The sequence below is a fragment of the Hafnia alvei genome, from assembly GCF_034424155.1.
Classification (GTDB): Bacteria; Pseudomonadota; Gammaproteobacteria; order Enterobacterales; family Enterobacteriaceae; genus Hafnia; species Hafnia alvei.
The window spans coordinates 2,335,265-2,359,297 of sequence record NZ_CP139992.1 but is presented as its reverse complement, the minus strand read 5'-3'; the positions used below and the strand labels follow the sequence as shown (position 1 = coordinate 2,359,297).

The 24,033-nt window shown below is 46.5% G+C and carries 20 protein-coding genes; 11 read left to right on the top strand and 9 right to left on the bottom strand.

All coding sequences use genetic code 11. From position 1 onward, the window contains the following. Positions 1-192 precede the first annotated feature (192 nt). Positions 193-1,224 (top strand): Mal regulon transcriptional regulator MalI, encoded by a 1,032-nt coding sequence (gene malI, locus U0008_RS11030; RefSeq protein ID WP_043493238.1) that lies wholly within the window; start codon positions 193-195, stop codon positions 1,222-1,224. Positions 1,225-1,297: 73 nt separating this feature from the next. Here malI and U0008_RS11025 read toward each other — a convergent pair whose 3' ends face one another. Both U0008_RS11025 and manA read right to left on the bottom strand, forming a co-directional pair. Next, positions 1,298-2,794, bottom strand: a complete 1,497-nt coding sequence (locus tag U0008_RS11025; RefSeq protein WP_043493237.1) for a YdgA family protein — start codon at positions 2,792-2,794, stop codon at positions 1,298-1,300. 232 nt (positions 2,795-3,026) lie between these two features. Then, positions 3,027-4,202 (bottom strand): mannose-6-phosphate isomerase, encoded by a 1,176-nt coding sequence (manA, locus tag U0008_RS11020; RefSeq protein ID WP_043493236.1) that lies wholly within the window; start codon positions 4,200-4,202, stop codon positions 3,027-3,029. A gap of 211 nt (positions 4,203-4,413) precedes the next feature. Here manA and fumC point away from each other — a divergent pair, with 211 nt between their 5' ends. After that, positions 4,414-5,814 carry a class II fumarate hydratase gene (fumC, locus tag U0008_RS11015; protein WP_043493235.1) on the top strand — a complete coding sequence of 467 codons (1,401 nt, stop codon included), beginning with the start codon at positions 4,414-4,416 and terminating at the stop codon, positions 5,812-5,814. 10 nt (positions 5,815-5,824) lie between these two features. Here the strand turns inward: fumC and tus are convergent, their stop codons facing one another. Then, entirely contained in the window at positions 5,825-6,757 is a 933-nt protein-coding gene (gene tus / locus U0008_RS11010) for a DNA replication terminus site-binding protein (RefSeq protein WP_043493234.1), read from the bottom strand. 185 nt (positions 6,758-6,942) lie between these two features. Beyond that, the gene (locus tag U0008_RS11005) at positions 6,943-8,214 is read right to left on the bottom strand and encodes an MFS transporter (protein WP_121626053.1); all 1,272 of its coding nucleotides are present in this window, start codon (positions 8,212-8,214) and stop codon (positions 6,943-6,945) included. 192 nt (positions 8,215-8,406) lie between these two features. Between U0008_RS11005 and U0008_RS11000 the strand changes: the two genes are divergently transcribed. The 3 genes from U0008_RS11000 to bioD all read left to right on the top strand — a co-directional run bounded on the left by U0008_RS11000 (position 8,407) and on the right by bioD (position 11,567). Further along, complete coding sequence (locus U0008_RS11000) at positions 8,407-9,303, top strand: LysR family transcriptional regulator (RefSeq protein WP_040044929.1); 897 nt, start codon at positions 8,407-8,409, stop codon at positions 9,301-9,303. Between the two features lie 149 nt (positions 9,304-9,452). Then, positions 9,453-10,673 (top strand): sugar metabolism global transcriptional regulator Mlc, encoded by a 1,221-nt coding sequence (gene mlc / locus U0008_RS10995; RefSeq protein WP_043493231.1) that lies wholly within the window; start codon positions 9,453-9,455, stop codon positions 10,671-10,673. Between the two features lie 228 nt (positions 10,674-10,901). Further along, positions 10,902-11,567, top strand: coding sequence for a dethiobiotin synthase (gene bioD, locus U0008_RS10990; protein ID WP_040044930.1), 666 nt, complete (start codon positions 10,902-10,904; stop codon positions 11,565-11,567). A 6-nt stretch (positions 11,568-11,573) separates the two neighbouring features. Here bioD and clcB read toward each other — a convergent pair whose 3' ends face one another. Together clcB and U0008_RS10980 are read right to left on the bottom strand one after the other, a co-directional pair. Continuing rightward, complete coding sequence (gene clcB, locus U0008_RS10985) at positions 11,574-12,851, bottom strand: voltage-gated ClC-type chloride channel ClcB (protein ID WP_043493230.1); 1,278 nt, start codon at positions 12,849-12,851, stop codon at positions 11,574-11,576. 141 nt (positions 12,852-12,992) lie between these two features. Next, positions 12,993-14,381: a cytochrome-c peroxidase gene (locus U0008_RS10980; RefSeq protein ID WP_043493229.1), complete on the bottom strand. Its 1,389-nt coding sequence runs from the start codon at positions 14,379-14,381 to the stop codon at positions 12,993-12,995. Between the two features lie 319 nt (positions 14,382-14,700). Here U0008_RS10980 and U0008_RS10975 point away from each other — a divergent pair, with 319 nt between their 5' ends. Then, complete coding sequence (locus U0008_RS10975; protein ID WP_043493228.1) at positions 14,701-16,191, top strand: MDR family MFS transporter; 1,491 nt, start codon at positions 14,701-14,703, stop codon at positions 16,189-16,191. A gap of 49 nt (positions 16,192-16,240) precedes the next feature. Here the strand turns inward: U0008_RS10975 and U0008_RS10970 are convergent, their stop codons facing one another. From U0008_RS10970 to ydfG, 3 genes are all read right to left on the bottom strand, one after another. Then, entirely contained in the window at positions 16,241-16,513 is a 273-nt protein-coding gene (locus U0008_RS10970; RefSeq protein WP_025801370.1) for a DUF1161 domain-containing protein, read from the bottom strand. Between the two features lie 45 nt (positions 16,514-16,558). After that, positions 16,559-16,906 (bottom strand): DUF1283 family protein, encoded by a 348-nt coding sequence (locus U0008_RS10965; protein WP_038502223.1) that lies wholly within the window; start codon positions 16,904-16,906, stop codon positions 16,559-16,561. A gap of 175 nt (positions 16,907-17,081) precedes the next feature. Next, positions 17,082-17,828: a bifunctional NADP-dependent 3-hydroxy acid dehydrogenase/3-hydroxypropionate dehydrogenase YdfG gene (ydfG, locus tag U0008_RS10960; protein ID WP_040044936.1), complete on the bottom strand. Its 747-nt coding sequence runs from the start codon at positions 17,826-17,828 to the stop codon at positions 17,082-17,084. A gap of 299 nt (positions 17,829-18,127) precedes the next feature. Here ydfG and wzzB point away from each other — a divergent pair, with 299 nt between their 5' ends. The 5 genes from wzzB to U0008_RS10935 all read left to right on the top strand — a co-directional run bounded on the left by wzzB (position 18,128) and on the right by U0008_RS10935 (position 23,834). Continuing rightward, positions 18,128-19,090, top strand: coding sequence for an LPS O-antigen chain length determinant protein WzzB (wzzB, locus tag U0008_RS10955; protein ID WP_043493379.1), 963 nt, complete (start codon positions 18,128-18,130; stop codon positions 19,088-19,090). 85 nt (positions 19,091-19,175) lie between these two features. Further along, on the top strand, positions 19,176-19,703 hold the full coding sequence (locus tag U0008_RS10950) for a GNAT family N-acetyltransferase (protein WP_043493226.1): 528 nt from the start codon (positions 19,176-19,178) through the stop codon (positions 19,701-19,703). Between the two features lie 205 nt (positions 19,704-19,908). Then, a complete protein-coding gene (locus tag U0008_RS10945) occupies positions 19,909-21,405 on the top strand; it encodes a C69 family dipeptidase (RefSeq protein ID WP_043493224.1) in 1,497 nt (498 codons plus the stop codon). Positions 21,406-22,138: 733 nt separating this feature from the next. Beyond that, the gene (locus U0008_RS10940) at positions 22,139-22,711 is read left to right on the top strand and encodes a cytochrome b/b6 domain-containing protein (protein WP_001515348.1); all 573 of its coding nucleotides are present in this window, start codon (positions 22,139-22,141) and stop codon (positions 22,709-22,711) included. Positions 22,712-22,910: 199 nt separating this feature from the next. Then, positions 22,911-23,834: a cation diffusion facilitator family transporter gene (locus U0008_RS10935; protein ID WP_000167917.1), complete on the top strand. Its 924-nt coding sequence runs from the start codon at positions 22,911-22,913 to the stop codon at positions 23,832-23,834. Positions 23,835-24,033 lie beyond the last annotated feature (199 nt).

Below are 24,033 nucleotides of genomic sequence, written 5' to 3'. Positions count from 1 at the left end.
ACTAGTCTTAGTCTTTCTGGTAAAAGAAGATAAAACGTTTTACCAAACAAAACCATTTGCCGGATCACAGTTCTCAAAATCAGTGTTAATGTGAATTATGCGAGATTAGATTAAATGTTTTACTAAAAAATACGGTAAAATAACCTACGGAAATGAATACCCTATGCTATCGACAAGTGAATAATTAACGGCATGAACCCGAAAAAGATCACCATTACCGACGTTGCGCAGCATGCGGGCGTATCAGTCACTACCGTTTCTCTGGTCCTCAGCGGCAAGGGGCGTATTTCTGATAAAACCTGTCACCGTGTTAATTCGGCGATTGAAACGCTTGGTTATGTACGCAATCAGCAGGCTGCCATGCTGCGCGGAAGTGTGTCTAACGTGATCGGGCTTATCGTTAGTGACATCAGCGAGCCGTTTTATGCCGAAGTGGCAGCCGGAATTAGTGAAATCTTGGAAGCGCAGGGCAAGGTATTATTTCTCACGCAGTGCGGTAAAAATGGGCTGCATCTGGCTCGTTGCCTTGATAGCCTGAGTGGTTACGGCGTTGATGGTATTATTGTCGGCAGCGGGCGCTTTCTTAGCGATGAGATGAAACAAAAGGCGCGAGATATGCATTTGCCGTTGGTGTGCGCCGCGCGAGCCAGCGAATTTGATGATATCGACGTTATTCGCCCTGATAACTCGCAGGCGGCAAAGATGGCCACAGAATATTTAATTAAGCATGGTCATCGCCAGATTGCCTATCTCGGTGGGGAAAGCAGCTCCCTTACGCGCGCCGAACGCTTAGGTGGTTTTTGCGGAACGTTGATTCAATATGGTCTGCCGTTCAAATCGGAGTGGGTCGTCGAGTGTGATTGCAAGCAACAGGACGCGGCGGAAGCCACTAAAAAGCTGTTGAATCACCACCCTAAAATTACCGCCATCTTGTGCCATAAGGCGTCTATTGCTATGGGGGCTTATTTTGGCGTAATCGGCATGGGCAATAGCGTGGGTAAAGACGAAAACGAAAGTTACTATTCGCGTCAGGTTGCATTAATAGGCTTTGGTGATGTGCCGGAAGCGGAACTGACTGATCCTCCGCTGACCTTCATTAGTAGCTCCGCGCGTGAAATTGGCTATAGCGCGGCGAATCGTATGCTACAGCGTATTGATGCGCCGGATGAACAGGTCCAACATATTATTTTGCCGCCCAAGCTGATTGCTAGAGGCTCGGCGTAATCCTTTCTGAATTGCCTAAAAAAACGGCCCCAAAAGAGGCCGCTTATCGTTAACGTCGTGTCTGAATGCTGAATCAATTCCCCGCAGGGGCTGCGCTCTGATCCTGCATACCACCTAAAATCCCAAACAGGCCAACAAACTGAGCCAGCGGCATTTTGGTGCCATTCAAATCAACCTGACCATCGGCATAGCTGAAGCTGCTCGAAATCACGTTGTCTTTTTGCGTTGTCAGTTTAAACATCTGACCCATGGCGGAAATGCCTTGGACTTGCTGTCCTGCCAAGCGCTTGGCTTCTTCAGCATTATAGCCTTCCAGCTCGGCGGCCTGAGAGGCTAACTGGGTCGCCATTGGCATGGAGATAGCCAGTTTTGCGTCCAGCTTTTTGATTGATTGCAACATCAACGGCTCACCGGTGGCTTCAGCCTGAGGCTGAGGATTCGCAAGATTGAGATCCAAGCTAAACTGGCTTTCACCCTGAGCTGTTTTCCAGCTCAGCGGCTGTATATTCAGCGTTGGGTTTCCGGTGAGCAGAGCAGGCATATTCTTTTCAATCAGTGCCGCTAATTCTTGCTGATAGACATCAGGATCGACGTCGTCGCCCTGCGCCAGTTGGCGATTGATAAAATCATTATACTGTGAGGCAAAGGCTTTTAATCCTTTACCATCAACGCCGTTAAATTTCAGCGTTAAGGCACCCTGACCGAAGTCTTTGCCGCTGATTTTTAATGCATCAAGCGTGTAGCTCAGAACGCCATTGAGGTTTTTATCATCCTCGCCCATGTTGGCATCTAACTTGAAGCCGTCTAATACTGCAGATTCTTTGCCATCGACAGACACTGACAGGTGCTTGGCATTCATTTTCTGCGAGCCGATATTCAGATCGAACTTACCGCGATGGCTATCGCTTTCCATCGTGAAGCCTTGCAGAGTGATTTGCTCTTGTTGGCCCATTTCATTTGGCGCGGAGATCACCACGTTATCGCTGTTCATGTCGAGTTTCAGCGTGGAAAGATCTTTAGCGACGTCTGCGTTAATCACTGCACCGTCAAATTTCACCGAAATTTTATCTTTCGCGTAGTCGACAGGGATTAGCGTAATTTTCGACTGTGTATCGCCGTTGTAGGCGATGCGTGTATCAGCATCAACCAGCGATTTGCCCTTAGTGGCATCAAACAATGCTTTTACCGCTGGCGTGTTTTCTAATTCGGTATGTACGGATGCCATGCTCGGCACAAAGTTGAAGTTCTTGAGCTGTGCTAGCGGGAATGGCCCGTGAGTAATGGTTTCTTTCAGTACAATCTGTTCACCGGCTTTGAGGCTTGGCTCGCCTTTGAAGGTTGGATCGTTTTGCAGAATATAGCGAATATCGGTCGAGAACAGATGACGGTTGTAGTCTTCGTAGCTGAGTTTTAACCCTGCTTTAGGGAAATAGTTGTTGATCTGGCTATTAACGTTCTCAACCTCAGTCGTCATTCGTTGCTCAATGAGCTTGCCGGTATACCAAGAGGCTCCGGTCCAGGCCGCGCCTAATACAACAATGACCGCAACCGCGACAGCTGATTTTTTCATATTGAGTTCTTCCTTAAGCCTTAAATGTGCTGCCGCGAGGGAAATGCCTCAAAAACGGCGTGTCGAACAAATGATGATAGACGTGTAACAAAAAACGCCCGTAGGCGCTTTTCATTGTGGCGTTAAACCCTTTCAATGTAAACCAAGCCCATTCGCAAATACTTCTCTGAATTTGCAGGGGAAAGGGATTCTTCCACCAAGGTTTACATGAGGTTTATTTTCGTCGCATAAATCAGAGTTCATTAAACACGCGGGCGAGTTGGCCGTGGCCTTGCACCTGCACTGGCGACTCACTGGCTGGCAGATAACAGGATTCTCCTGGAACCAGCACGATACGCTGCTCCCCTTTGATAAGCGTAGCTTCACCGGTAATGCAGAATAGGATCGCCGCACTTTCTTGCGCTAACGACTGAGGCGCTTCAGTTAGGGTATGCACGGCAAAAGCAAAGTCTTCGACCGGAATAGGGAAGCGAGTTTCATGTCCGTTCACCACAGGGGCAGTCAGCAACGTGTTAGCTGGCTTAGCAATAAACTTCACATTGGCTAACAGTTCTGGCACATCGATGTATTTTGGCGTTAGGCCGGCACGCAGAACGTTGTCTGAGTTCGCCATGATTTCTAAACCGACGCCATCCAAATACGCATGCGGCGTTTCTGCATACAGGAACATACTTTGGCCTGGTTCAAGCTCAACGGTATTGAGCAATAACGGCGAGAAGAGTCCGCTATCGTCTGGATAAAAACCAGCAATACCGCGCACTGCATCCCATGCTGACCCTTGCTGGTGGTTTAGCGCTTCGGCAAGCACGCTTAAGGCATGCGCTTTTTGCTCACCGGCCATGCTCAGCAAATTACCAAATAACACCGATAAATGCTGTGCGTCTGGAGACTGAATAAACTTGGCAATGTCAGGATGCGCGCTGGCTACGGGCTGCAATAACTGAGCAATTTCGGCGAATTCGCGAAAGCCGTTCATCGCTTTGAAAGGCGTTAATGCATAAACCAGCTCAGGCTTATGATTAGGATCTTTGTAATTACGGTTTGCGGCATTGATCGCAATACCCGCAGATTCTTCGCGTGCGAAGCCTTCTTCTGCGGCATGTTTACTTGGGTGAACCTGAATCGATAACGGCTGTGCGGCGCACAGAACTTTGAATAAGAAAGGCAGTTCCCCAAAACGTTTCGCGACGGCGTTGCCTAGATTCCCGGTGAGATCTTTGGCGATCTCATCGCGTAATGACACCTTATTGCCGTTTTTATCCAAAACTTTAGAGCTGCTAAGCGGATGAGCCCCCATCCACAATTCAGCCATAGGTTTGTTATCTGGATTCGAGAAGCCATACAGCTTGCTCAGTGCATCGTGACTGCCCCAAGCATAGTTTTGTACGGCATTAATCATCTTTTGCATTGGTATCAACCTAAAGTGAAGTTAAAGCGAAACGTGAATATGAAAAATAAAGCTATTGCGCTAAGTAAACAGGAGAGGGCCTATCCGATGCAAGGATATTGATGTAAGAAATTCGTTTAGCTCTCACATTCTAACTGGTTGATATCCCGCTATACTCATTGGATTAATGATTAACTCATCGGAATCATGCTTTTAATCTCAAGGAGAAAATATGACAGCTATGCGTGTTGAAAGAGACTCTATGGGCGATATTGATGTACCTCAAGCGCGATTGTGGGGCGCGCAAACGCAACGTTCTTTGGAACATTTTCGTATTTCGGTGGAAAAAATGCCTCAGGCATTAATTGACGCTTTGGCATTGGTAAAAAAAGCCGCTGCGCAGGTTAATCTCGATCTCGGCTTGCTGAGCGAGGATAAAGCAGAGGCTATTATGCAGGCTGCTCAAGAGGTCATCGACGGCTTTCGTTATCAGGAGTTTCCGCTGGCCGTATGGCAAACGGGGTCGGGAACTCAAAGTAACATGAATATGAATGAAGTTTTGGCGAATCGCGCCAGTGAATTATTGGGGGGCGAACGCGGAAATGAACGTAAAGTTCATCCTAATGATGATGTGAATAAAAGCCAAAGTTCAAACGATGTTTTCCCTACGGCGATGCACGTTGCCGCCGTGCAAGCGATTCGTCTCCAGCTTCTGCCGCAAATAGACGTCCTGATCCAAACTCTACACGATAAATCAGAGCAATTTAACGACATAGTCAAAATTGGTCGCACGCATTTACAGGATGCGACACCGCTAACGTTGGGGCAGGAAATTTCTGGCTGGGTCGCTATGCTGATGCACAGTAAAAAGCATATTGAACATAGTTTGGCACATCTTTATGAATTGGCGCTGGGTGGAACGGCGGTAGGTACGGGGCTGAATACTCACCCTGAATATGCGGTTCGCGTGGCCAAAATGATTGCGCAACTGAGCGGGAGCGATTTTATCTCGGCACCGAATAAGTTTGAAGCCTTAGCGAGCTGTGATGCTCTGGTTCAATCTCATGGTGCATTGAAAGGACTGGCCGCCTCAATGATGAAAATCGCTAACGATGTAAGATGGTTAGCATCTGGCCCGCGTTGTGGGATCGGGGAAATTTCAATTCCTGAAAATGAGCCGGGTAGCTCAATTATGCCGGGTAAAGTTAATCCGACTCAATGTGAAGCGGTAACCATGCTTTGTGCTCAGGTGATGGGTAACGATGTAGCGATTAATATTGGCGGCGCGTCAGGTAACTTTGAACTTAATGTTTTCCGCCCACTTGTTATCCATAACTATTTACAGTCAATACGTCTACTGGCCGATGGCATTGAGAGTTTTAATGAGCACTGTGCGCGCGGTATTGAACCTAACCGTCCTCGAATCAATCAGCTATTAAATGAATCATTAATGTTAGTGACCGCGCTGAATACGCATATTGGTTATGATAAAGCCGCCGAAATTGCCAAAAAAGCCCACCATGAAGGACTGACGTTAAAAGAGTCGGCGCTGCTGTTAGGCTATGTCACCGAATCGCAGTTTGATGAATGGGTGAAGCCACAGGACATGGTTGGGAGCCGAATCAATGCGTGACGTTGTCACGCTATTCAAGCTCACGGTATAAATGTAAACGAGGGATCAAGAGTTCCAGCTTTTTAGCTCGCGGACGATGTTTCACATTAATATTGTCCGCATCGTAATCACTTAAATCACCAAGAATAGGAGTGGGCGTTTCGCTAAACTCATCCGTTAATGCGATAAGCGGCATGCTACACGGGTGTTGTACCTGCTTCTGCTCTTCTTGATACCACACTCGCGCAATCGGCTGGACTTTCACCGGCCGTTTTATTTTGAGCTTAACGTCTTCCGGCAAACGCATGATGTCATCAAGTTCTTTTGTCACCATCGCCGCCCATTGTTCGCGTGAGTGGGGTGGAACAGAGCGATTGGCGGACAAACTTTTCTCGAGGCGATTAATCATCTCTTCGCGACTCATATTATTGATCACGCTTTTATTCGCCCATCCGAAGCGAACGGTGGAAGGGTTGTGCAGTACGGTTAATGCGCGATAGGCACTCAGCGTCAGCAAACCTTTAAGATGAGCATGAACAAATTCAAACCGTTGCTCAGGGGGAAGGCCAGATTCAACGGCGATAATCTTCTCTAGCTGTTTCTTGAGTTGGTTCACATCGCTAATCAGGGCGCTGGTGGATTTTACCTGCGCGTAACTGGCGGAAAAACAAAGCACGCCGGGCATACGAACCGCAGCTTTGCTGCTGATATGCTGCGCATGGTGATGGATGAACAAGCGGCGAAAGTGTTGTAAACCGGCTTCAAATGCTGACTCGCCCGAGCAGGGGATGACGCTGATTTTTGTAATGTCATCATGCTCTTTACCTTTCTCAATATCAGGCAACAAAAATACGTTTGCCTGTAGCGGTATCAGAGATTTCAAAACCGCATCAATCTCCACTAAGCCTTGCTCTAGCTGGCGAAAACACGTGTTCATACGGTCGATAACATGATTAGCTGACATAGGCTCTCTTATTGCATTAATTTAGTTACAACATACATTGTAGTTCATTACCTAAACGTTGTCTGTAACCACAGTGAAATTTCAAACAACCGTATTACCTATTGGACCGAGAAAAAGCTTTGTAGTGAGGGAGGGGCTGATGTTGTCAGTTAGAATCCCCGTATGGTGGGGATTCTACTCGAGGATTAAATCCGTTTGGCTTCGGGCAATTTTTTCAATGCTCGGCTGATCCACAGCGCCAAAACAAGCATGACGCTAAGGAAAATTACGATGCCGTTCCATCCATAGTTGTTCCAGAATACGCCACCGAGTGTACCGGCCACGCTGGAGCCGACATAATAACAGAATAGATAGAGTGATGATGCTTGGCCTTTAGCGCGGCGAGCACGGCGGCCAATCCAACTGCTTGCCACTGAATGAGCAGCAAAGAAGCCTGCGGTAAACAGCATCATGCCAATAAAAATGGTGGTGAGCGGGGCAAAAAGCGTAATCAACAACCCAATCAGCATAATAAGAATCGAAACCGTCAGCACCGGCCCTCGACCAAATTTACTGGTTAACGCACCGGCTTTAGGTGAACTGTATGACCCTGTCAGATAAACCACTGATAATAGACCGACCAAAGCCTGACTGAGCGAGTATGGTGTGCCAAGCAGACGATAGCCAATATAGTTAAATAGCGTGACGAAACTCCCCATCAGCAGAAAACCTTCGGCAAAAAGCAGCGGAAGACCTTTGTCATGCCAGTGCAGCCGGAAGTTAATTAATAACGTTCTAGGACGGAGAGGTGTGGCTCTGAAGTGTTTCGACGCGGGCAGACTTTTCCAGAACATAAACGCCGCGGCCAGAGCGAACAAACCAATAATGGCCACCGCAATGCGCCAAGAGAAGAAATCTGTCAGAACGCCGCTGACTAAACGCCCACTCATTCCTCCAATCGAATTACCGCTGATGTACAGCCCCATAGAAAATGCCACTACGGCAGGATCGATCTCCTCGCTAAGATAAGTCATGGCGACCGCGGCAACGCCGCTCAACGAAAGCCCAACCAGCGCGCGCATCACTAAAATACCGTGCCAGCTAGTCATCATTGAACAAATTAACGTGCATATTGCCGCCATCAATAGCGCGGTAACCATCACCTGTTTGCGCCCAATTGCATCTGATAACGGGCCAGTGAACATCAACCCGACGGCAAGCAATCCCGTAGAGACGGAAAGTGACAGGCTACTGCTGGCCGGTGAAATCCCAAAATCATGCGACAGCACGGGCAAAATAGGCTGAACGCAATAGAGCAGGGCAAAGGTTGCCAGCCCCGCAGAGAACAGCGCCAGAGTCACGCGGATAAACTGTGGCTGACCACGTTCAATGTACGGAAGTTTGTTTAACGCACGGCGTGTTGGTGCTGCTGGCGGCACAACAGGCGAGTGTGAGGTTGAATCAATGCGAGACGGCATTGTTTCTGCCGGAGGGGTTTCCAATCTGTATCCTTACCGAAAATATCGGGTAAAACGGTTCATCAGCTCTGCTTGCCCATATTTTGTGCGGCAGGTCACAACGGCTGATATAAATTCAGCATAGGTTTCAGCGAATTTATTGTCTAATATATTAATAAATGTAAATAAGACGTTTAAGATATCAATTAGCCTATGCGTATAGAAATTAGACATCTCAAGTACTTTATTGCCGTTGCTGAAGAGTGTCATTTTGGGCGTGCGGCGGAGCGTTTGAATATCTCTCAGCCGCCATTGAGCCAACAAATTCAGGCGCTTGAAATGGAAGTGGGCGCTCGGCTTTTGGAACGAAACAACCGAAATGTGAGCCTCACGCAAGCGGGGGAGCTCTTTTTGAAAGAGTGCTACGAAATTGTGGACCATCTTTCACAAGCGGCAGAAAACGCCGCGCGAGCACATCGTGGTGAATTGGGTAATCTGAAGATTGGCTTTACCTCGTCCGCGCCGTTTATCAGTTTAGTTGCCAGCAGCCTGTTTATTTTCCGGCAGCGCTATCCTTTAGTTCACATGCAAATGCGCGAGGTGAACACTAAGCAACAGATTGAACCGCTGTTAGAAGGCAAACTCGATATTGGTGTGATGCGTAACACGCGATTACCCGACACGCTGACGCATCAACTCTTGTTGCGAGAGCCGTTAGTTGCAGTGCTGCACCAGAATCATCCCTTAGCGGCTTCTGGCCGAGAAAAATTGAAGTTTAGCGATTTGGCGAATCAGCCCTTTGTCTTTTTTTCCCGAGAAGTGGGCACGGCGCTACACGATGAAATATTAACGCTGCTGAAAAATGCGGGGATCACCCCCTATATCACTCAAGAGGTGGGTGAAGCGATGACGATTGTCGGGCTAGTTTCCGCAGGACTCGGCGTGTCTATTTTACCGGCATCGTTTACGCGAATTAAAGTGGATGGTGTTTGCTATAGATACTTAGATGAGGAAACGGCATTCACGGAAGTTTGGTTAGCTTACAGTAAAACTAGACCACTAAGCGCACAGGCAACAGCATTGATAAATTTAATGATAGCTCAACCATAGATAAATAATCGCTGCGAAAACCGACCATTGCGGGGCTTATTTGTGCACTAAATCACATAACGAATCAAATAGTTGACGGGTTTACTCAAAACCGACACCATAGCGTTAATATTTATTTAGAAGCGCGAAAAATAAGCGGGAGTAGGTGGGTGATAGCTGAAAGCCAACCGGGACATATTGATCAAATCAAGCAGATAAATGCTGGGGCGGTATACCGTCTTATTGATCAGCATGGCCAAATTTCCCGCATCGAACTCTCTAAACGTGCACAGCTTGCGCCCGCAAGCATCACCAAAATTGTGCGTGAACTGCTAGAAGCGCATCTGGTACAAGAAACCGAATTCCAAGACGTGGGTAGCCGTGGGCGTCCTGCTGTTGGTCTCATTTTAGATACTGTGGCTTGGCATTATCTCTGCGTTCGTGTGGGTCATGGTGTTATGACGCTAGCGCTACGCGATCTCAGCAGTAAATTGGTTGCTGAAGATGACGTCGAATTGCCTGCACAGGCAGACCAGCCGTTACTCGAACGCATCATCAATGAAATTGACCAGTTCTTTATCCGTCATCAGCATCAGCTTGAGCGGCTAACGGCTATTGCCATTACGCTTCCAGGATTGATTAATTCGGCGAAGGGCATGGTTCATCGCATGCCATTTTATGCCGATGTGTGTGATATGCCGCTGGGTGCCGAATTGGAGCAGCATACCGGCCTACCGGTGTTTCTTCAGCATGATATCTGCGCTTGGACGATGGCGGAGTCGCTGTTCGGTGCCGGTGAAAACTGTAGAAATATGCTGCAGGTGGTTATCGATCACGATGTGGGCGCGGGTGTCATTACCGATGGTCGCTTGCTCAACGGCGGCCGTCATAGCGTGGTGGAAATTGGTCATACGCAGGTCGATCCCTATGGTAAGCAGTGCTATTGCGGTAATCACGGTTGTTTGGAGACCGTGGCAGGACTTGGGCATATTCTTGAATTAGCCGAGCAGCGATTACCGCTTTCACCATCGTCTTTGCTGCATAACGGGCCCATCACAATTGATGCTATCTGTCAGGCCGCCATGCAGGGTGATCAGCTGTCTAAGGATATTATCAGCAGTGTGGGTAATAATGTGGGACGCATTCTCGCCATTATGGTGAACTTGTTTAATCCCGAAAAAATTCTGATTGGCTCACCGCTCAATCAAGCCAGCGCGGTTCTCTTTCCCTCTATCAATGCGGCCATTCAGCAACAGTCCTTACCCTACTATGCACAGGGACTGAGCGTTGAGGCTACGCGTTTCCGTAATAATGGAACCATGCCTGCGGCCGCGTTAGTTAAAGAAGCACTTTACAATGGTTCATTGTTAGTTCAGCTGTTGCAGGGCTAGCAAAAACTGAGAGTATTTGGCTAAATTCCTTTCTAATTCATACCTCTATTTTGGTACAAATAGAGGTTTTTCATGAAATTGTCACCTCGTTAAACAAAATATTGAGCTAACGCAAGCTGCTGCTTTACCGCTTCGCCTAGACTTTTCATCATTCTTGATGGCGGAAGGAAATTGTCGTTCCGCCAATTTTTTGGTGTTTTTTATCGGAGATTCTCCGGAGTATCATTCATGTTAAAGCGTGTTTTTGTCACAGGAACAGACACTGAAGTCGGTAAAACCGTCGTTTCTCGTGCGTTACTGCAATCCATCCATGCTTCTGGTGCTACTGCTGTAGGCTACAAGCCTATCGCCGTCGGTAGTGAAGAAACCCCGCAAGGACTGCGTAATAAAGATGCGTTAACATTGCAGGCGTCTTCTTCTATCCCATTGAATTATGATGAAGTAAACCCGATAACGTTGCAGGAAGAAATTGCAAACGCTTATACCGGTGAGCCTTTGGATTACAGCCTGATGAGCCGTGGGCTTCAAAACCTAAGCGGTAAATCTGAGCACTTAGTGGTTGAGGGAACCGGAGGCTGGCGTGTCTTAATGCACGATTTGCGCCCGTTATCTGAATGGGTGGTGCAAGAGCAACTGCCGGTGATTCTGGTCGTTGGTATTAAGCTGGGCTGTATCAGCCACGCTATTTTGACGGCGCAGGCGATCATTAATGACGGTTTGCCATTTGCCGGTTGGATTGCGAACCGCATCAATCCAGGGCTTTCGCATTATGCCGAAACGTTAGAAGCGTTACGCCAAAAATTGCCAGGGCCACAGTTGGGCGAAATTCCATACCTGTTCCGCCCAGAGGAAAAAGATCTGTCTAAATATATCGATCTTTCTCCTCTCAAATAGCGCCGTTTATTTACCGTAAACTGACCCTGTCCGCAGCCAGCGAGACAGGGTTGTTGCCATCACGCAGGCCAGTAATAATCCCGGTAGCAACGTATATTCTCCCGTCATTTCAAACACCATCAGCGCTGACATCACCGGTGCATGCGTGGTTGCGGCTAGCAATGTTGCCATACCGGTGAGCGCCATTAATAATGCGATGTGTTCTCCCATTCCTGGCCAGAGCGCGAATAGTTGCCCAACAAATGCGCCTAGCGCGGCACCAATAAACAGCGTTGGCGTAAATACACCACCGGGAGCACCTGAACCACTGCTAGCCAGTATCGCAATCAGTTTACAGAGCAAAATAGCCCCAATGAGCAAAGCGCCCGGTGGAGCAGACAACAACGATTGAACCACGCTGTAGCCATTTCCCCATACCTCTGGAAAAATGATTGATAGCCCACCGACGATAAGCCCACCCAGCGCAAGCTGCAGCGGTGGAGGAAGGCGTAGCTGTTGGAAGAAGTGACTACTGTACTGCATCAATGAGAGAAATAGCGGCGCGGCAAATCCTGCAATCACCCCCAGCAGCGCCATCAATAAATACTGCACTGGCCACGGTGCGACCAGAATTTGCACCTGATATAGCGTTTCTTGTCCACCGTTGAGTAAGTTACTCATCAGCAGGGCGCTGACCGCGGCGATCACCACCGGGCCAAGAGAGGCGAGGATTAATGATCCAAAAAGGATCTCCGCAATAAATAAACTTCCGGCTAAGGGCGCGTGATAGGCGCTGGCCATCCCCGCAGCAGCGCCACAGGCTACCCACAGTTTCCACTCCTTTGGCGGTGTAAATAATCGAGCAAAAACCGATGCAAACAGGGCTGCCAGTAAGATCATCGCGCCTTCACGCCCGATTGCACTTCCGCTTGATACGACTATCAGAGATGCCAAGCTTTTGACAAGGCTGGCGGAAATATCTAAACGGCCATCGCCAGCGTCAAAGGCTTCCATATAATCTGTCGGAGCGGCTGGGCGTTGGTGCTGATATTTCTGAAACAGCCACAATATAGAACCTGCAACCAACCCGCCTAAAGCCGGCGTAAGCAAACGTCGCCATAATGGTAGCTCGGCCGCAGCGGCCACCAAACTTCCGCCTCGACTGCCTAAGAATAGCCATTCCAGCTTCAACATCGACTGGTGAAATAACCAAACAACGGTGGCAGCGGCGATGCCCAAAATCATCGCAATGGCTAAGCGGCGCAGCATCAGTTGATAATGTTGCATATGAATCAGACGTTTCATGCGTGGTGAAGTCATGTTTAGCCGCGGGTTACCAAAAAAGAAGCACATACTGCGTAGTGCGAAGGCATAAAAGTGGGAGCAGTTTAAGGGTTTTAACCACAGGAAGAAACTGCGCCGCAAAAATGCGGCGCCTAGAGAGGGTTAATGAATTGGATAAGGCGTATAAACGCCGTTTAGCGACTCGAGGAATGCAACAATGTCGTTTACATCTTTCTGTGGTAGCGAGGTGCCGACCTGATATTTCAACATCAGCTTCACCGCTTCATCCAGTGTAGGTACGTCACCACGATGGAAATAAGGTGCCGTCAGCGCAACGTTACGCAGCGTTGGTACTTTCTGACGGAAGCGGTCACGCTCCCCTTGAGTTACATTGAGTCGGCCAATATCCGCGCTGGTCACCTTACCGAAGGCAAAGTCCTGCTTCAGCCCCAGAGGTTCGAAAGCCTGACCGCCGAGTATTTTCCCGGTATGGCAGGTGGCACATTTATTATCTTTAAACAGCTGATATCCATGCATCTGTTGGGCGGTTAGCGCTTTATTATCGCCGCGAAGATATCGGTCAAACGGACTGTCCGGTGTGATAAGGGTCTTCTCGAATTCAGCAATCGCATCGGTGATGGTATCGCCGGTAAAGCCTTCGGGATAAACGGCCGTAAACTGTTTTTTGAGAAGGGCATCTTGGTTAAGTTTTCCTGTAATTTCATCCCATGACTTGGACGCCATTTCGATTGGATTAAGCGGTGGGCCACCAGCCTGTTTTTGGAGGTCTGGCGCTCTACCATCCCAGAATTGCTCAACGTTAAACACCGCGTTAAATACCGTTGGGGCGTTGATTGGGCCTACTTTTCCGTCCACGCCAAGAGAGGTTTTTCGACCATCTACTCCGCCTGCACCTAATTGGTGGCAATGCACGCAAGCGATGGAGTTATCGCCAGATAAACGAGGGTCATGATACAAGCGGAAACCCAATGCCACTTTATCAGCCTGAACAGGAAGGGTACGCGGCAATGGCTGAACGGGCTCATTCATTAATGCCGGCGCCATGTCTTTAGCCGCGTAGTATTTTATGCGCTGATCTTTCACCCAGTTTAAAATATCCGCCCGTTCTTCATTATCCAGCGATCCAGCCCAGTGCAGCGCCGTGTAACGGGTCGGCGGCATGGTGTCGTGCTGCATGACCCATTCCACTTTAGTCATGTCTCCCTGCGGAGGGCGACTATTATTAATGAGGCTGTTGCGAATAGGGGTAAGATCAAATGATTTGTAGCCAAGATTGATGTCATATTCCATCAGTTGCTTAGCGATGGGAAGTTGTGAATAAAACGGGAGCTGTGCTGACGGGGTGTGACAGTAGTCACAGCCTTTTTCACTCAGGGTTTTCAGAACGGCCGCGTTTTGTGGCGAAAGTGATGCCTGATCGGGCATCGTAATTCTTTGCTTATCATGGTAATAGACATATCCCGCCAGACCTAGATAACCAACAACACCGACAGTTGCTGCAATTCCCAAAAGCTTTGTTATTTTTATCATGTTAAAACTCCATTTCAGAGCATGAAATCGGGCCGCGCCAGCGCTGGGTGCACAACCCTCAGAGGGCCAAAACTTGGCCTTCCCATAGTGCGTGTTGTATTTCATTACTTTGTTGATAATCATCAATGATAACGGCCAGCCTCACCTATCATTGAGATAGGAAACAGCAATCAATCAAGATCACTGCAGCTGATATGTGACGTTGTCACTTTTATATTTATGCCAGTCTTATTCTCTCTTCGAGAGTTCACACAATTAGCCTAGAAATTCATGGTAAGGTATTGAGCTAAATCTCTATTCGCATTTTCCGCGAGGCAGCATGGTTGAACAGGTAGAGCAGCAATATTTACATCGAGGCATCGTGCTAACCGCTTGTATGCTAGCAACATTTATGGCGGCTATTGAGGTTACGATAGTCTCAACGGCCATGCCCACGATTATTGGCGATTTAGGCGGTTTCTCACTGCTAGGCTGGGTATTTGCTGCGTATCTTTTAACACAGGCTATTTCAATTCCTATCTATGGTCGACTCGCCGATCTCTATGGACGTAAGCGGATGTTCTACATAGGCGCATCGCTTTTCTTGCTAGGTTCCGTGCTATGCGGCTTTTCCCATAACATGCTGTGGATGATCGTTTTTCGTGCTGTTCAAGGGATGGGCGCAGGGGCTATCACGCCGATTGCATTCACCATTGTTGCTGATATCTATTCACCCGCGGAGCGTCCAAAAATCCAGGGTTATCTCTCTAGCGTTTGGGGGGTATCGGCCATCGTCGGCCCGCTGATGGGGGCATTTATTGTTCAGCACTTCAACTGGGCATTGGTTTTTTGGGTGAATGTGCCTATTGGCATTACGGCTATGTATCTTCTGTGGCGCTATTTCCCCGAAACGGTACATCCTCGGCAGCATCCTATCGATTTTGCTGGTACCTGTTGGCTAACTATCGCAGTGGCCTCGTTATTAGTGGCGCTCTTACAGGCCGATATTCTGAAGTTCTGGGTATTCCCGTTATTATTGATATTCGTCGTCGCGTCAGTTTTTTTGCTGCGACAAGAGAAAAAAGCCCCAGAACCGTTATTTCCGTTAGCGCTCTGGCGAAATAACGTGATCGTCGCGGGTAATATTGGTGGGCTGATTGTCGGCGCATCCATGATGGGCGTTGCCGCATTTTTGCCCACGTTTGTGCAGGGAGTCATGGGCGGAACGCCGTTGGAGGCTGGCACCACGTTAGCAATGATGTCAATCGGCTGGCCATTGGCGAGTACCCTTAGCGGGCGAATGATGTCGCTAACGTCCTATCGCGCTACGGCGCTTTTCGGCAGTTTTTTGCTCATCGCCGGAAGCTTGATTTTGCTCATGCAGCAGCCGGATAGTGGTTTGCTATGGGGAAGAGTCGCCGCCTTTGTGATTGGCTGCGGAATGGGGATGACCAATACCACATTTCTGGTTTCGGTACAGAATGTTGCGCCTTCCAACATGCGAGGAATTGCCACCGCTTCAACGGTGTTTACCCGTATGTTAGGCTCAGCGCTAGGTACAGCCATTTTAGGCGCCACGCTGAATCTCAATCTTGATTGGCGCTTGCCGGATATTCATGATCCGGTTCAAAAGCTCATGAGCATGCATCAGAATGGCACGCCGCTAGACGATAAGATGATTAATTTAACGACTCAGGTGGCAGCATCCATTCATTGGGTGTTTATCGTGGCGGCAATATTGTCGTTGTTTGCTCTAATCACCGCGTGGCTCATTCCAGCAAAATTAAAGCCAGACAGCGTGACGTGTACTGAATTTGACGGTGAATGCTAGAGACAAAAAAGGCTGCCATAAGGCAGCCGTTTCGACATAACGCTGATAATTAGTGTGTAGCCGGTGCTGGCGTACTGTCGTCTTCAGCGCCGTTTGTGCGCTGATAGATGATCTTCTGTGTGTCGTTTTCGCAATGACCCACAACCTGACCACCACTCGCGTCAGCCTGATCGTTCGGTACGACATCAAGCGTAAAGCCAGACTCTGGCACACCATTTTTGATAATTTTTTGGCTAATATCTGCTTTGACTGTTTCACACGAAGCCTGTGCGGCCAGTGGAATAGCACTTAATAGCATGATGCTAAGCAGTAATTTCTTCATGAAATATCCTCCAAGGATCCTTGCAAAAGCGTTTAAGCTTAATGCTTATGGATTAAGTGGGCGTCCAGTATTTCTATCTAAACAACGTTGGGTATTCGGTTCCCAGTACGCATTAACGTTTAAGCTTTTTTCACATGAGTCTTGCAGATCAACAGCTTTATCGAACTTGTCGAACTGTTTCTCAACGCGGGTGTTAACTTTGTTACGCAGAGAACGCGTGTCATCCCATTGTTCTTTCTGTTGGCGAGCATCTTCTTTGGTCAGCGAGTTATCCTGACCGCCGCTTGAGCCAAAGACGCAGGTACTGCCAGATGCGCAAGAGTCTGCAAGGGCAGAAGCCTGCCAACCACCCAAGATGAGCGCAGCGGCTAAAGGCATCCAACGAGCGGCCATGTGCAATTTATTCAGTTTCAAATTAGCTATCCTCTTTTCACAACGACCGTCTTTAAGGTCATCATTCTCGATATGAAGACACTATAGCACTCAGTCAGTTCCGCTGATAGTTTGCGAAAACGTTGGTTTCGGTACGGTTTAATGCAAAAAATAGAAATTTACAATGAAGTTAAATTTAACCGCGATAGACCGATAACGGAGCAAAAGACTGGCTAACCGGCATCATTTCAATGGTATTAATGTTGACGTGCGCAGGTAAGGTAGCGACCCAATACACAGCTTCAGCAATATCATCCGCGCTTAAGGCGTTAGCATTCTCATAGGTTTTCTCTACGCGACCTTCATCGCCTTTAAAGCGAACATTAGAGAATTCCGTGCCGCCAACCAATCCAGGTTCGATATCGCTAACCCGCACTTTGGTGCCATGCAGATCAGCGCGTAAACCAAGGCTAAATTGTTTAACAAACGCTTTTGTCGCACCGTACACATTACCACCGGCATATGGCCAGTTAGCCGCGGTTGAACCAATATTAATGATATGACCTACATTGCGTTCAACCATATTAGGCAAAATTGCTCTGGTCATGTTCACCAAACCTTTGGCATTGGTATCGATCATCGTGTCCCAATCATCAACATTTGCTTTATGCGCAGGCTCTAAACCTAATGCCAATCCAGCATTGTTCACTAAAACATCAATGTGACGTTTTTCAGTGGGAAGGCTCTCTAAAGCCAACTGAATTGCCGCTCGATTGCGCACATCGAGTTGCACGATAGTTAAAGCATCACCTAACTCATCTTTTAACGCTTCGAGACGACTTAAACGGCGACCGGCAGCAATCACTGTATGTCCGTTCTTGATAAATTTGCGCGTGATAGCCTCACCGAACCCTGCGGTTGCTCCGGTTACAAATATATTCATTCTCAATTGCCTCGTTAATTTAGCGAAAGTGCAGGCCACTCAATCTACCAGAAGCAGCCCAAATTGCCATGACGCGGGCAGAATAATGGCATGCATCTATACTTAAAAATACGGAACTTTCCTAGCCAAAATATAGGCAGAACAGAGAGTTGTTCCATTGAGAACCGGTTACAGATTTAGTACTATCGCCATTCATATACGTACACGATATAACAATCGCTTTAAATCAAAATGGCGATATATTATTTGTTTGAGAGCAATGTCAGCTAATGTAATTATGAGTTTGTATGGGAAATCCTATGAGTCTTGAGCAAAAAAACAGTACTGATGAGATTGATCTGCTTGACCTGCTGTTGCAGTTATGGAATGGAAAGAAAACAATCATTACCACTGTTTGCATTGCGATTGTTTTGGCTATTGGATATCTAGCCGTTGCAAAAGAGAAATGGACATCGACCGCGATTATTACACCACCACAGCTAGGGCAGTTAGCCGATTATCCTACTGCTGTGGCTGTCATTGACCCTAGTAATAGTAAAGATATTAGCAATGATGTTTTTGCTAACTTCGTGTCACGTATTTCTGCTGAAACCTTAACGTTCTTACCTGAAACACCCTTGGACATTAAGCCGACAAACTCAGGGAGAAACGATTCATTTACCGTGAGTTTTAGCGCTGAAACGGCGAAGGATGCACAAAAATCCTTAGTTGCCGTTTTAAACAAAGTAAATAAGCAAACCTCAAGTAGTTATTATTCAAACGCTGCGAAAGCATTAGAGGTCAGAATGCAGGCAATCAATACTGCATTAGATGCCCAGATCAAAACTGCCCAGGAGAAAAAAGCGCGTCGTTTAAATGCTTTATCAGAAGCATTAAAAGTGGCTGAAGCCACGAACACCAAGAGCGTTACGGTTAAAGAGGTCACGGCTCTTTCTGATGAAATGCTATTTATGCTTGGTGAGCCTGCGCTAAAAACAATTATTGCCAATGAAACGTCTTGGCCGTTGTATTTAAGTGATGGCTATTACTCTAACCGTGAAACATTACAAGCGCTGCGCGAGATTAAACTCAGCGATAGTGGCAATGATAAATTCGAAGCATTTTCATTCTCACAACAGCCATCATTACCTGTCATTAAAGATGCACCGAAAAAATCGCTAATATTAATCCTATCCGTATTGCTGGGTGGATTGATCGGTGCGGGCATTGTATTGTGTAAGGGGCTTATTCGTAATATAAGAGAGAAGCCCCCAGTGGTATGATGATTTAATTGGAATTATCCTGCGAGGGTGGCACATTAAGAAGCTTTGATGTACCGCCCTCGATTGTTTCAGAAGAAGGACATTAATGTTTAGCCTTACACGCATAGAAAAAAAAGATAGCCCACTTTATAAAAGTGTGGATGAGCTCTATGAAAGTGCTTTTCCTTATCATGAAAAGCGAGACGAAAGGGCGAAACAAGTAGCACTTGATAATGATAGTTATTATTTAACTGCCTGGCATCACAATAATATATTTGTTGGTTTTATTGGATATTGGCGATTTAAAGACTATGTCTACATTGAGCATCTGGCGATAGACCCAAATTTGCGTTCTCAGGGATATGGTAAAAAGGTTCTGGAATGTTTTTTGGCTCAACACCCACAGACAATCTTAGAAATAGATCCTTTGACGACCGAAATTGCTAGTAGGCGTTTACGCTTCTATCAAAGTCTTGGTTTTGTAGAAAATAGTTATTCTCATGCACATCCAAGCTATCATTCAGAGATTAGCGATCATGAATTAGTGGTTCTGAGCAGCAAAAAAATTATCTCTAATGAACAATATGTGATTTTCCTCAATGACTTAAAAAACATAGCCATGATCTTAAATTAATCTTTTCCTATTTGTTTCTACGCTAAAACCAACTTATCTAAAAATGTGTGCATAATCCTAAGGCAGCTCAATCGCCTTGGGAGCATTGTCACGGTAATCACATCTCACTCATTGCTACCCTTATTTCATTGCAGGAACTTTCCAGCGCTTCAGCTTGACTGATAGCAAAGGATAATTAATTAAATCAGGAAAATAAGGAACAGGAATGTATTCTTTAAAAAAGTGCGTGATTGCTTTATCCATTAATATGGCATTAGTCTCCTCAGGTTTTACCTGCACCACATTTTTAGCAGGTAATGAGGCTACAGCAGATGGTTCGATTATTGTTGCACGCAGCGCGGATAGTGATGCTTTAAAGGCGCAGCACTTTGTAATTCATCCGGCAAAACAGAACCAAACTGGAATATACAGTACGAAAGCGCATAACGGCGCAAATGATTTTACCTATCCTTTACCGAAAGATTCACTACGGTATACCACGGTGCCCAATTGGAAAACACAGTTACATGGTGCGACTGGATTTAATGAAGCCGGTGTTGGCGTGAGTGGGACAGAATCTATTTTTGCCTCACCTAAAGCGCTTGCATTTGATCCCTATGTTGAAAAAACGGGAATTACCGAAGACGATATTCCTGATATTTTGCTATCACAGACCAAAACTGCGCGCGAGGCCGTGGCTTTACTTGGACATATCATCGAAACCAAAGGGGCAGGTGAGGGATTTGGCGTTGCCGTGGTCGATGAGAAAGAATTGTGGTACTTAGAAACCGGTACAGGCCATCAATGGATGGCACAGAGAGTGCCGAATAATCAATACTTTGCTACCGCTAATCAGGGACGTCTACAAAACTATGACCCTAAAGATCCTAACGTTATGGGATCAAAGAATCTGGTTGAATTTGCAGTAGAAAAGGGGCTTTATCAGCCTAAAACAGACGGTAAATTTAATTTTTCCAAAGCCTATACCCGAGACGATGAACGCGATCGCACCTATAACGATCCGCGCGTCTGGACAATACAGAAACAATTAAACCCATCGGTTAAGCAAGTAATGGCTGAAGGGCGGCAGTCTCCCGTTTTCCTCACGCCAGAAAAGAAAGTCACGCTTGATGAAGTTAAGTCCATTTTGCGTAATCATTACCAAGGCACGAAACATGATCCCTACTCGAACGGGCTGAATGGTAAAGAAGAGTGGCGCCCAATCAGCGTGTTTAGAACCTATGAAGCACATGTCATGCAGGTACGTCCTGAGTTACCGAAAGAAATCGGTGAAGTGACCTATGTGGGATTAGGAATGGCTGACTTAACTGCGTTTGTTCCTTACTACAGTGGGCTGACTTCTTTCCCCGCCAATTACGCCACCGGCTCAGATCACGCTGATAGCCAGTCAATCTACTGGAAGTACCGCAAACTACAAACGTTGGTCATGACGGATTATCCAAAACTTGCGCCGGTCGTCCAGCGAGCCTATCTAGACTGGGAAGCGAAAGTTGCGAATCAGCAAAAAGAAACGGAAGCACAATATCTAAAATTGGCAAAAACCGACAAAACCGCCGCAGATAAAATGCTGAATGATTTCAATCTGCGCGTCATGGCCGATGCAGAGAAGCTCACCGAAGATCTGACGAACGAAGTATTCACCATCCGCACCAAAGACATTCAGTCTGACATTTTCTTTGCTAACAAAGCGAAGAAGGATTAAGGGTAGAAAATAACTGAACGAAGCAGCCCAGTAGCTGGAAACTGGGCTGCTTGTGAGTAACTCGGTCTGAACAAAGATATTGTGGTTTAGATGCTGGATCTGCGTTAAATATACAATGGTTCGTATAATGTATATTATGTTAAATTGAATGTAGCGAATGCCAATTACTTCATATGCCTATCCGGGGTCAGTTTGGATATCGAAAATTATTGTACGTTAAGGTGATTTTTTGTACCTCTGAGCTGTGGTAGAGCTTGACCACTTTGACAGGCAGCTTTGAGCGAGAAGCGGACATTGCAGACTGCCCAGTAGAAAAAGTGCTATCAGAATTATCTAAAGGAAGATCGTATTTACCATGTCTCATTCTAACTGTTTAATAAATTACAAAAATTAAAATTTCCATTTAATATCATCGCGTTAAGCAAGAGAATTAAACCTCTCATTTAATTTATGATTCTTATTTAATTCATGAGTTGGTGTAAAAATAGGTTGCCGCACTATAGAAAGACACATATTTAAACCCAGCAGGAAATCATATTTGAAAGTAATGTGTTTAAGGGGCTGCGTAACAAGAACAGCAAGTAAACACATAGTAATAACAGTTACCATTCCCATTTCGCAAGTGGCCATATCAGAGGTGAACTAATACCTGCTGCAATTTTAAGAATTAAGGTTATCCTAATAATTCTTTTGTATGATTAAGATCATCGATAAATTTACTAAGGACTCATTAATGAAATTGCGACTCTGGAATCTATTACCCCATGATTACGCTCCTTTTTTTCGTATTCTTCACATCATTGTGGCATTTCTAATATTATCACAAATTATTAACTCTAATCTGACAGAGACCGAAGCAATTGGTGAACATAGTCTTGAAGGAGTTATAACCTGGATGCACATTATTTCAGGGTTAGGACTGATTATTTGTGGTTTTATTATGTTAAGTTGGATGCTTACTCAAAGAGGTTTTACTTATTATTTTTCATGGGTAGGGCTTGACTTTAGTGGTATTAAGCAAGATATAAAAACGTTGACTAGTTTCCGACTGCCCGATGCACATTCGGGAGGTATTGCCAGTACAATCCAAGGATTTGGAGTTCTAGCATTGCTAATTGTAGCACTTTCAGGTGGCCTATGGTTCTTGTTGAATACCATGCAGTCAAATCTGGCTGAAACAGTAATCCACTGGCATAAGTTCTTTACTACTTTCATTGAGGTCTATTTTTATGCACATGGTGCAATGGGAGTTTTGCATATTTTAATTGAAAAATATAAAAGCCGCTCAGTTAACCTAAGTGACTAATCTGTTGTGAGATAATATTACTTCAAGTTGAAGAAAACCCTAAAAATAAAATTTAGTTTACTAGAAGATGAAACAGCACTTGCAGAGACTTTTTAATTAAATTTAATAAAAACGAAAAAATATTCATGGCGAAATGATTGTTTAATTATCTATCATGGATAGAAATGTGAGTTAGTCGTCCTATTTTAGGAAGTTAATAATGACTAAAACAAAAGGGTTACCTCGTCCGCTGACGCACTACGCTTGGCTTTCCATTGCCACGGCTATTGCCACTATCGGACTCAAAGGTGTGGCGTGGAAAATGACCGGTTCGGTCGGTCTGCTATCTGATGCCATCGAATCCGTAGTTAACCTCGCAGGAGCCCTAATGGCGCTCTGGATGCTGACCTTGGCTGCGCTTCCGGCCGATGAGAACCATGCATATGGGCACGGCAAAGCCGAATATTTCTCGAGTGCTTTCGAAGGATTTCTGATCCTATTGGCGGCAGCCAGTATCGCCTATACCGCAGTTGAGCGGATGTTAACTCCACAGCCGCTTGAGGAGATTGGTCTCGGATTACTGGTTTCAACAGTCGCATCAATCCTTAATTTTGTGACGGCTCGCATTTTGTTAAGGGCTGGCAGGCAGCACAACTCTATCACTCTTGAGGCAGATGCTCATCACCTGCTGACCGATGTCTGGACGTCGGTCGGTGTCATTTTTGGTGTCGGACTGGTTTATCTGACCGGCTGGTTTTGGGTCGATCCGATCGTTGCATTGCTGGTCGCAGCCAACATCGTTTGGACTGGTTATCAGCTTATGAGTCGTTCAGCTGCAGGTCTGATGGACGTATCGCTACCCACGGAAGAACTCAAAAAAATCGAGTCACTGCTGGCAGGATATCGTGAACAGGGGCTTGATTTCCATGCACTACGTACACGCCAGGCTGGCGGGCGGGCGTTTATGACAATGCACATCCTAGTTCCTGGGCGATGGACTGTTCAATATGGGCACGACTGGGCCGAGCGTATAGAGAATGATATCCGCACCGCACTGCCTTTTATCCATATCACCACTCATGTGGAACCGTTGGAAGATCCCGCGTCAATGAACGACCAAACGCTCGACATTTCTGATCACTAAACTAACCACATGTCGCTGGTCGGGCAGGGTAACAAACCTCGCTCTACAAAAATTTCAGGTATTCTCTATAATTCTGAGGGTACTTGATGTGACCTGCGCCCAATTGTTGGGCACGCAATATTTTTAAAAAGTCCGCTTCTGGCACACAGCGGACTTTCCTTACATAGATGATGCGTCAGGCTGCTAATCACAAAAGTTG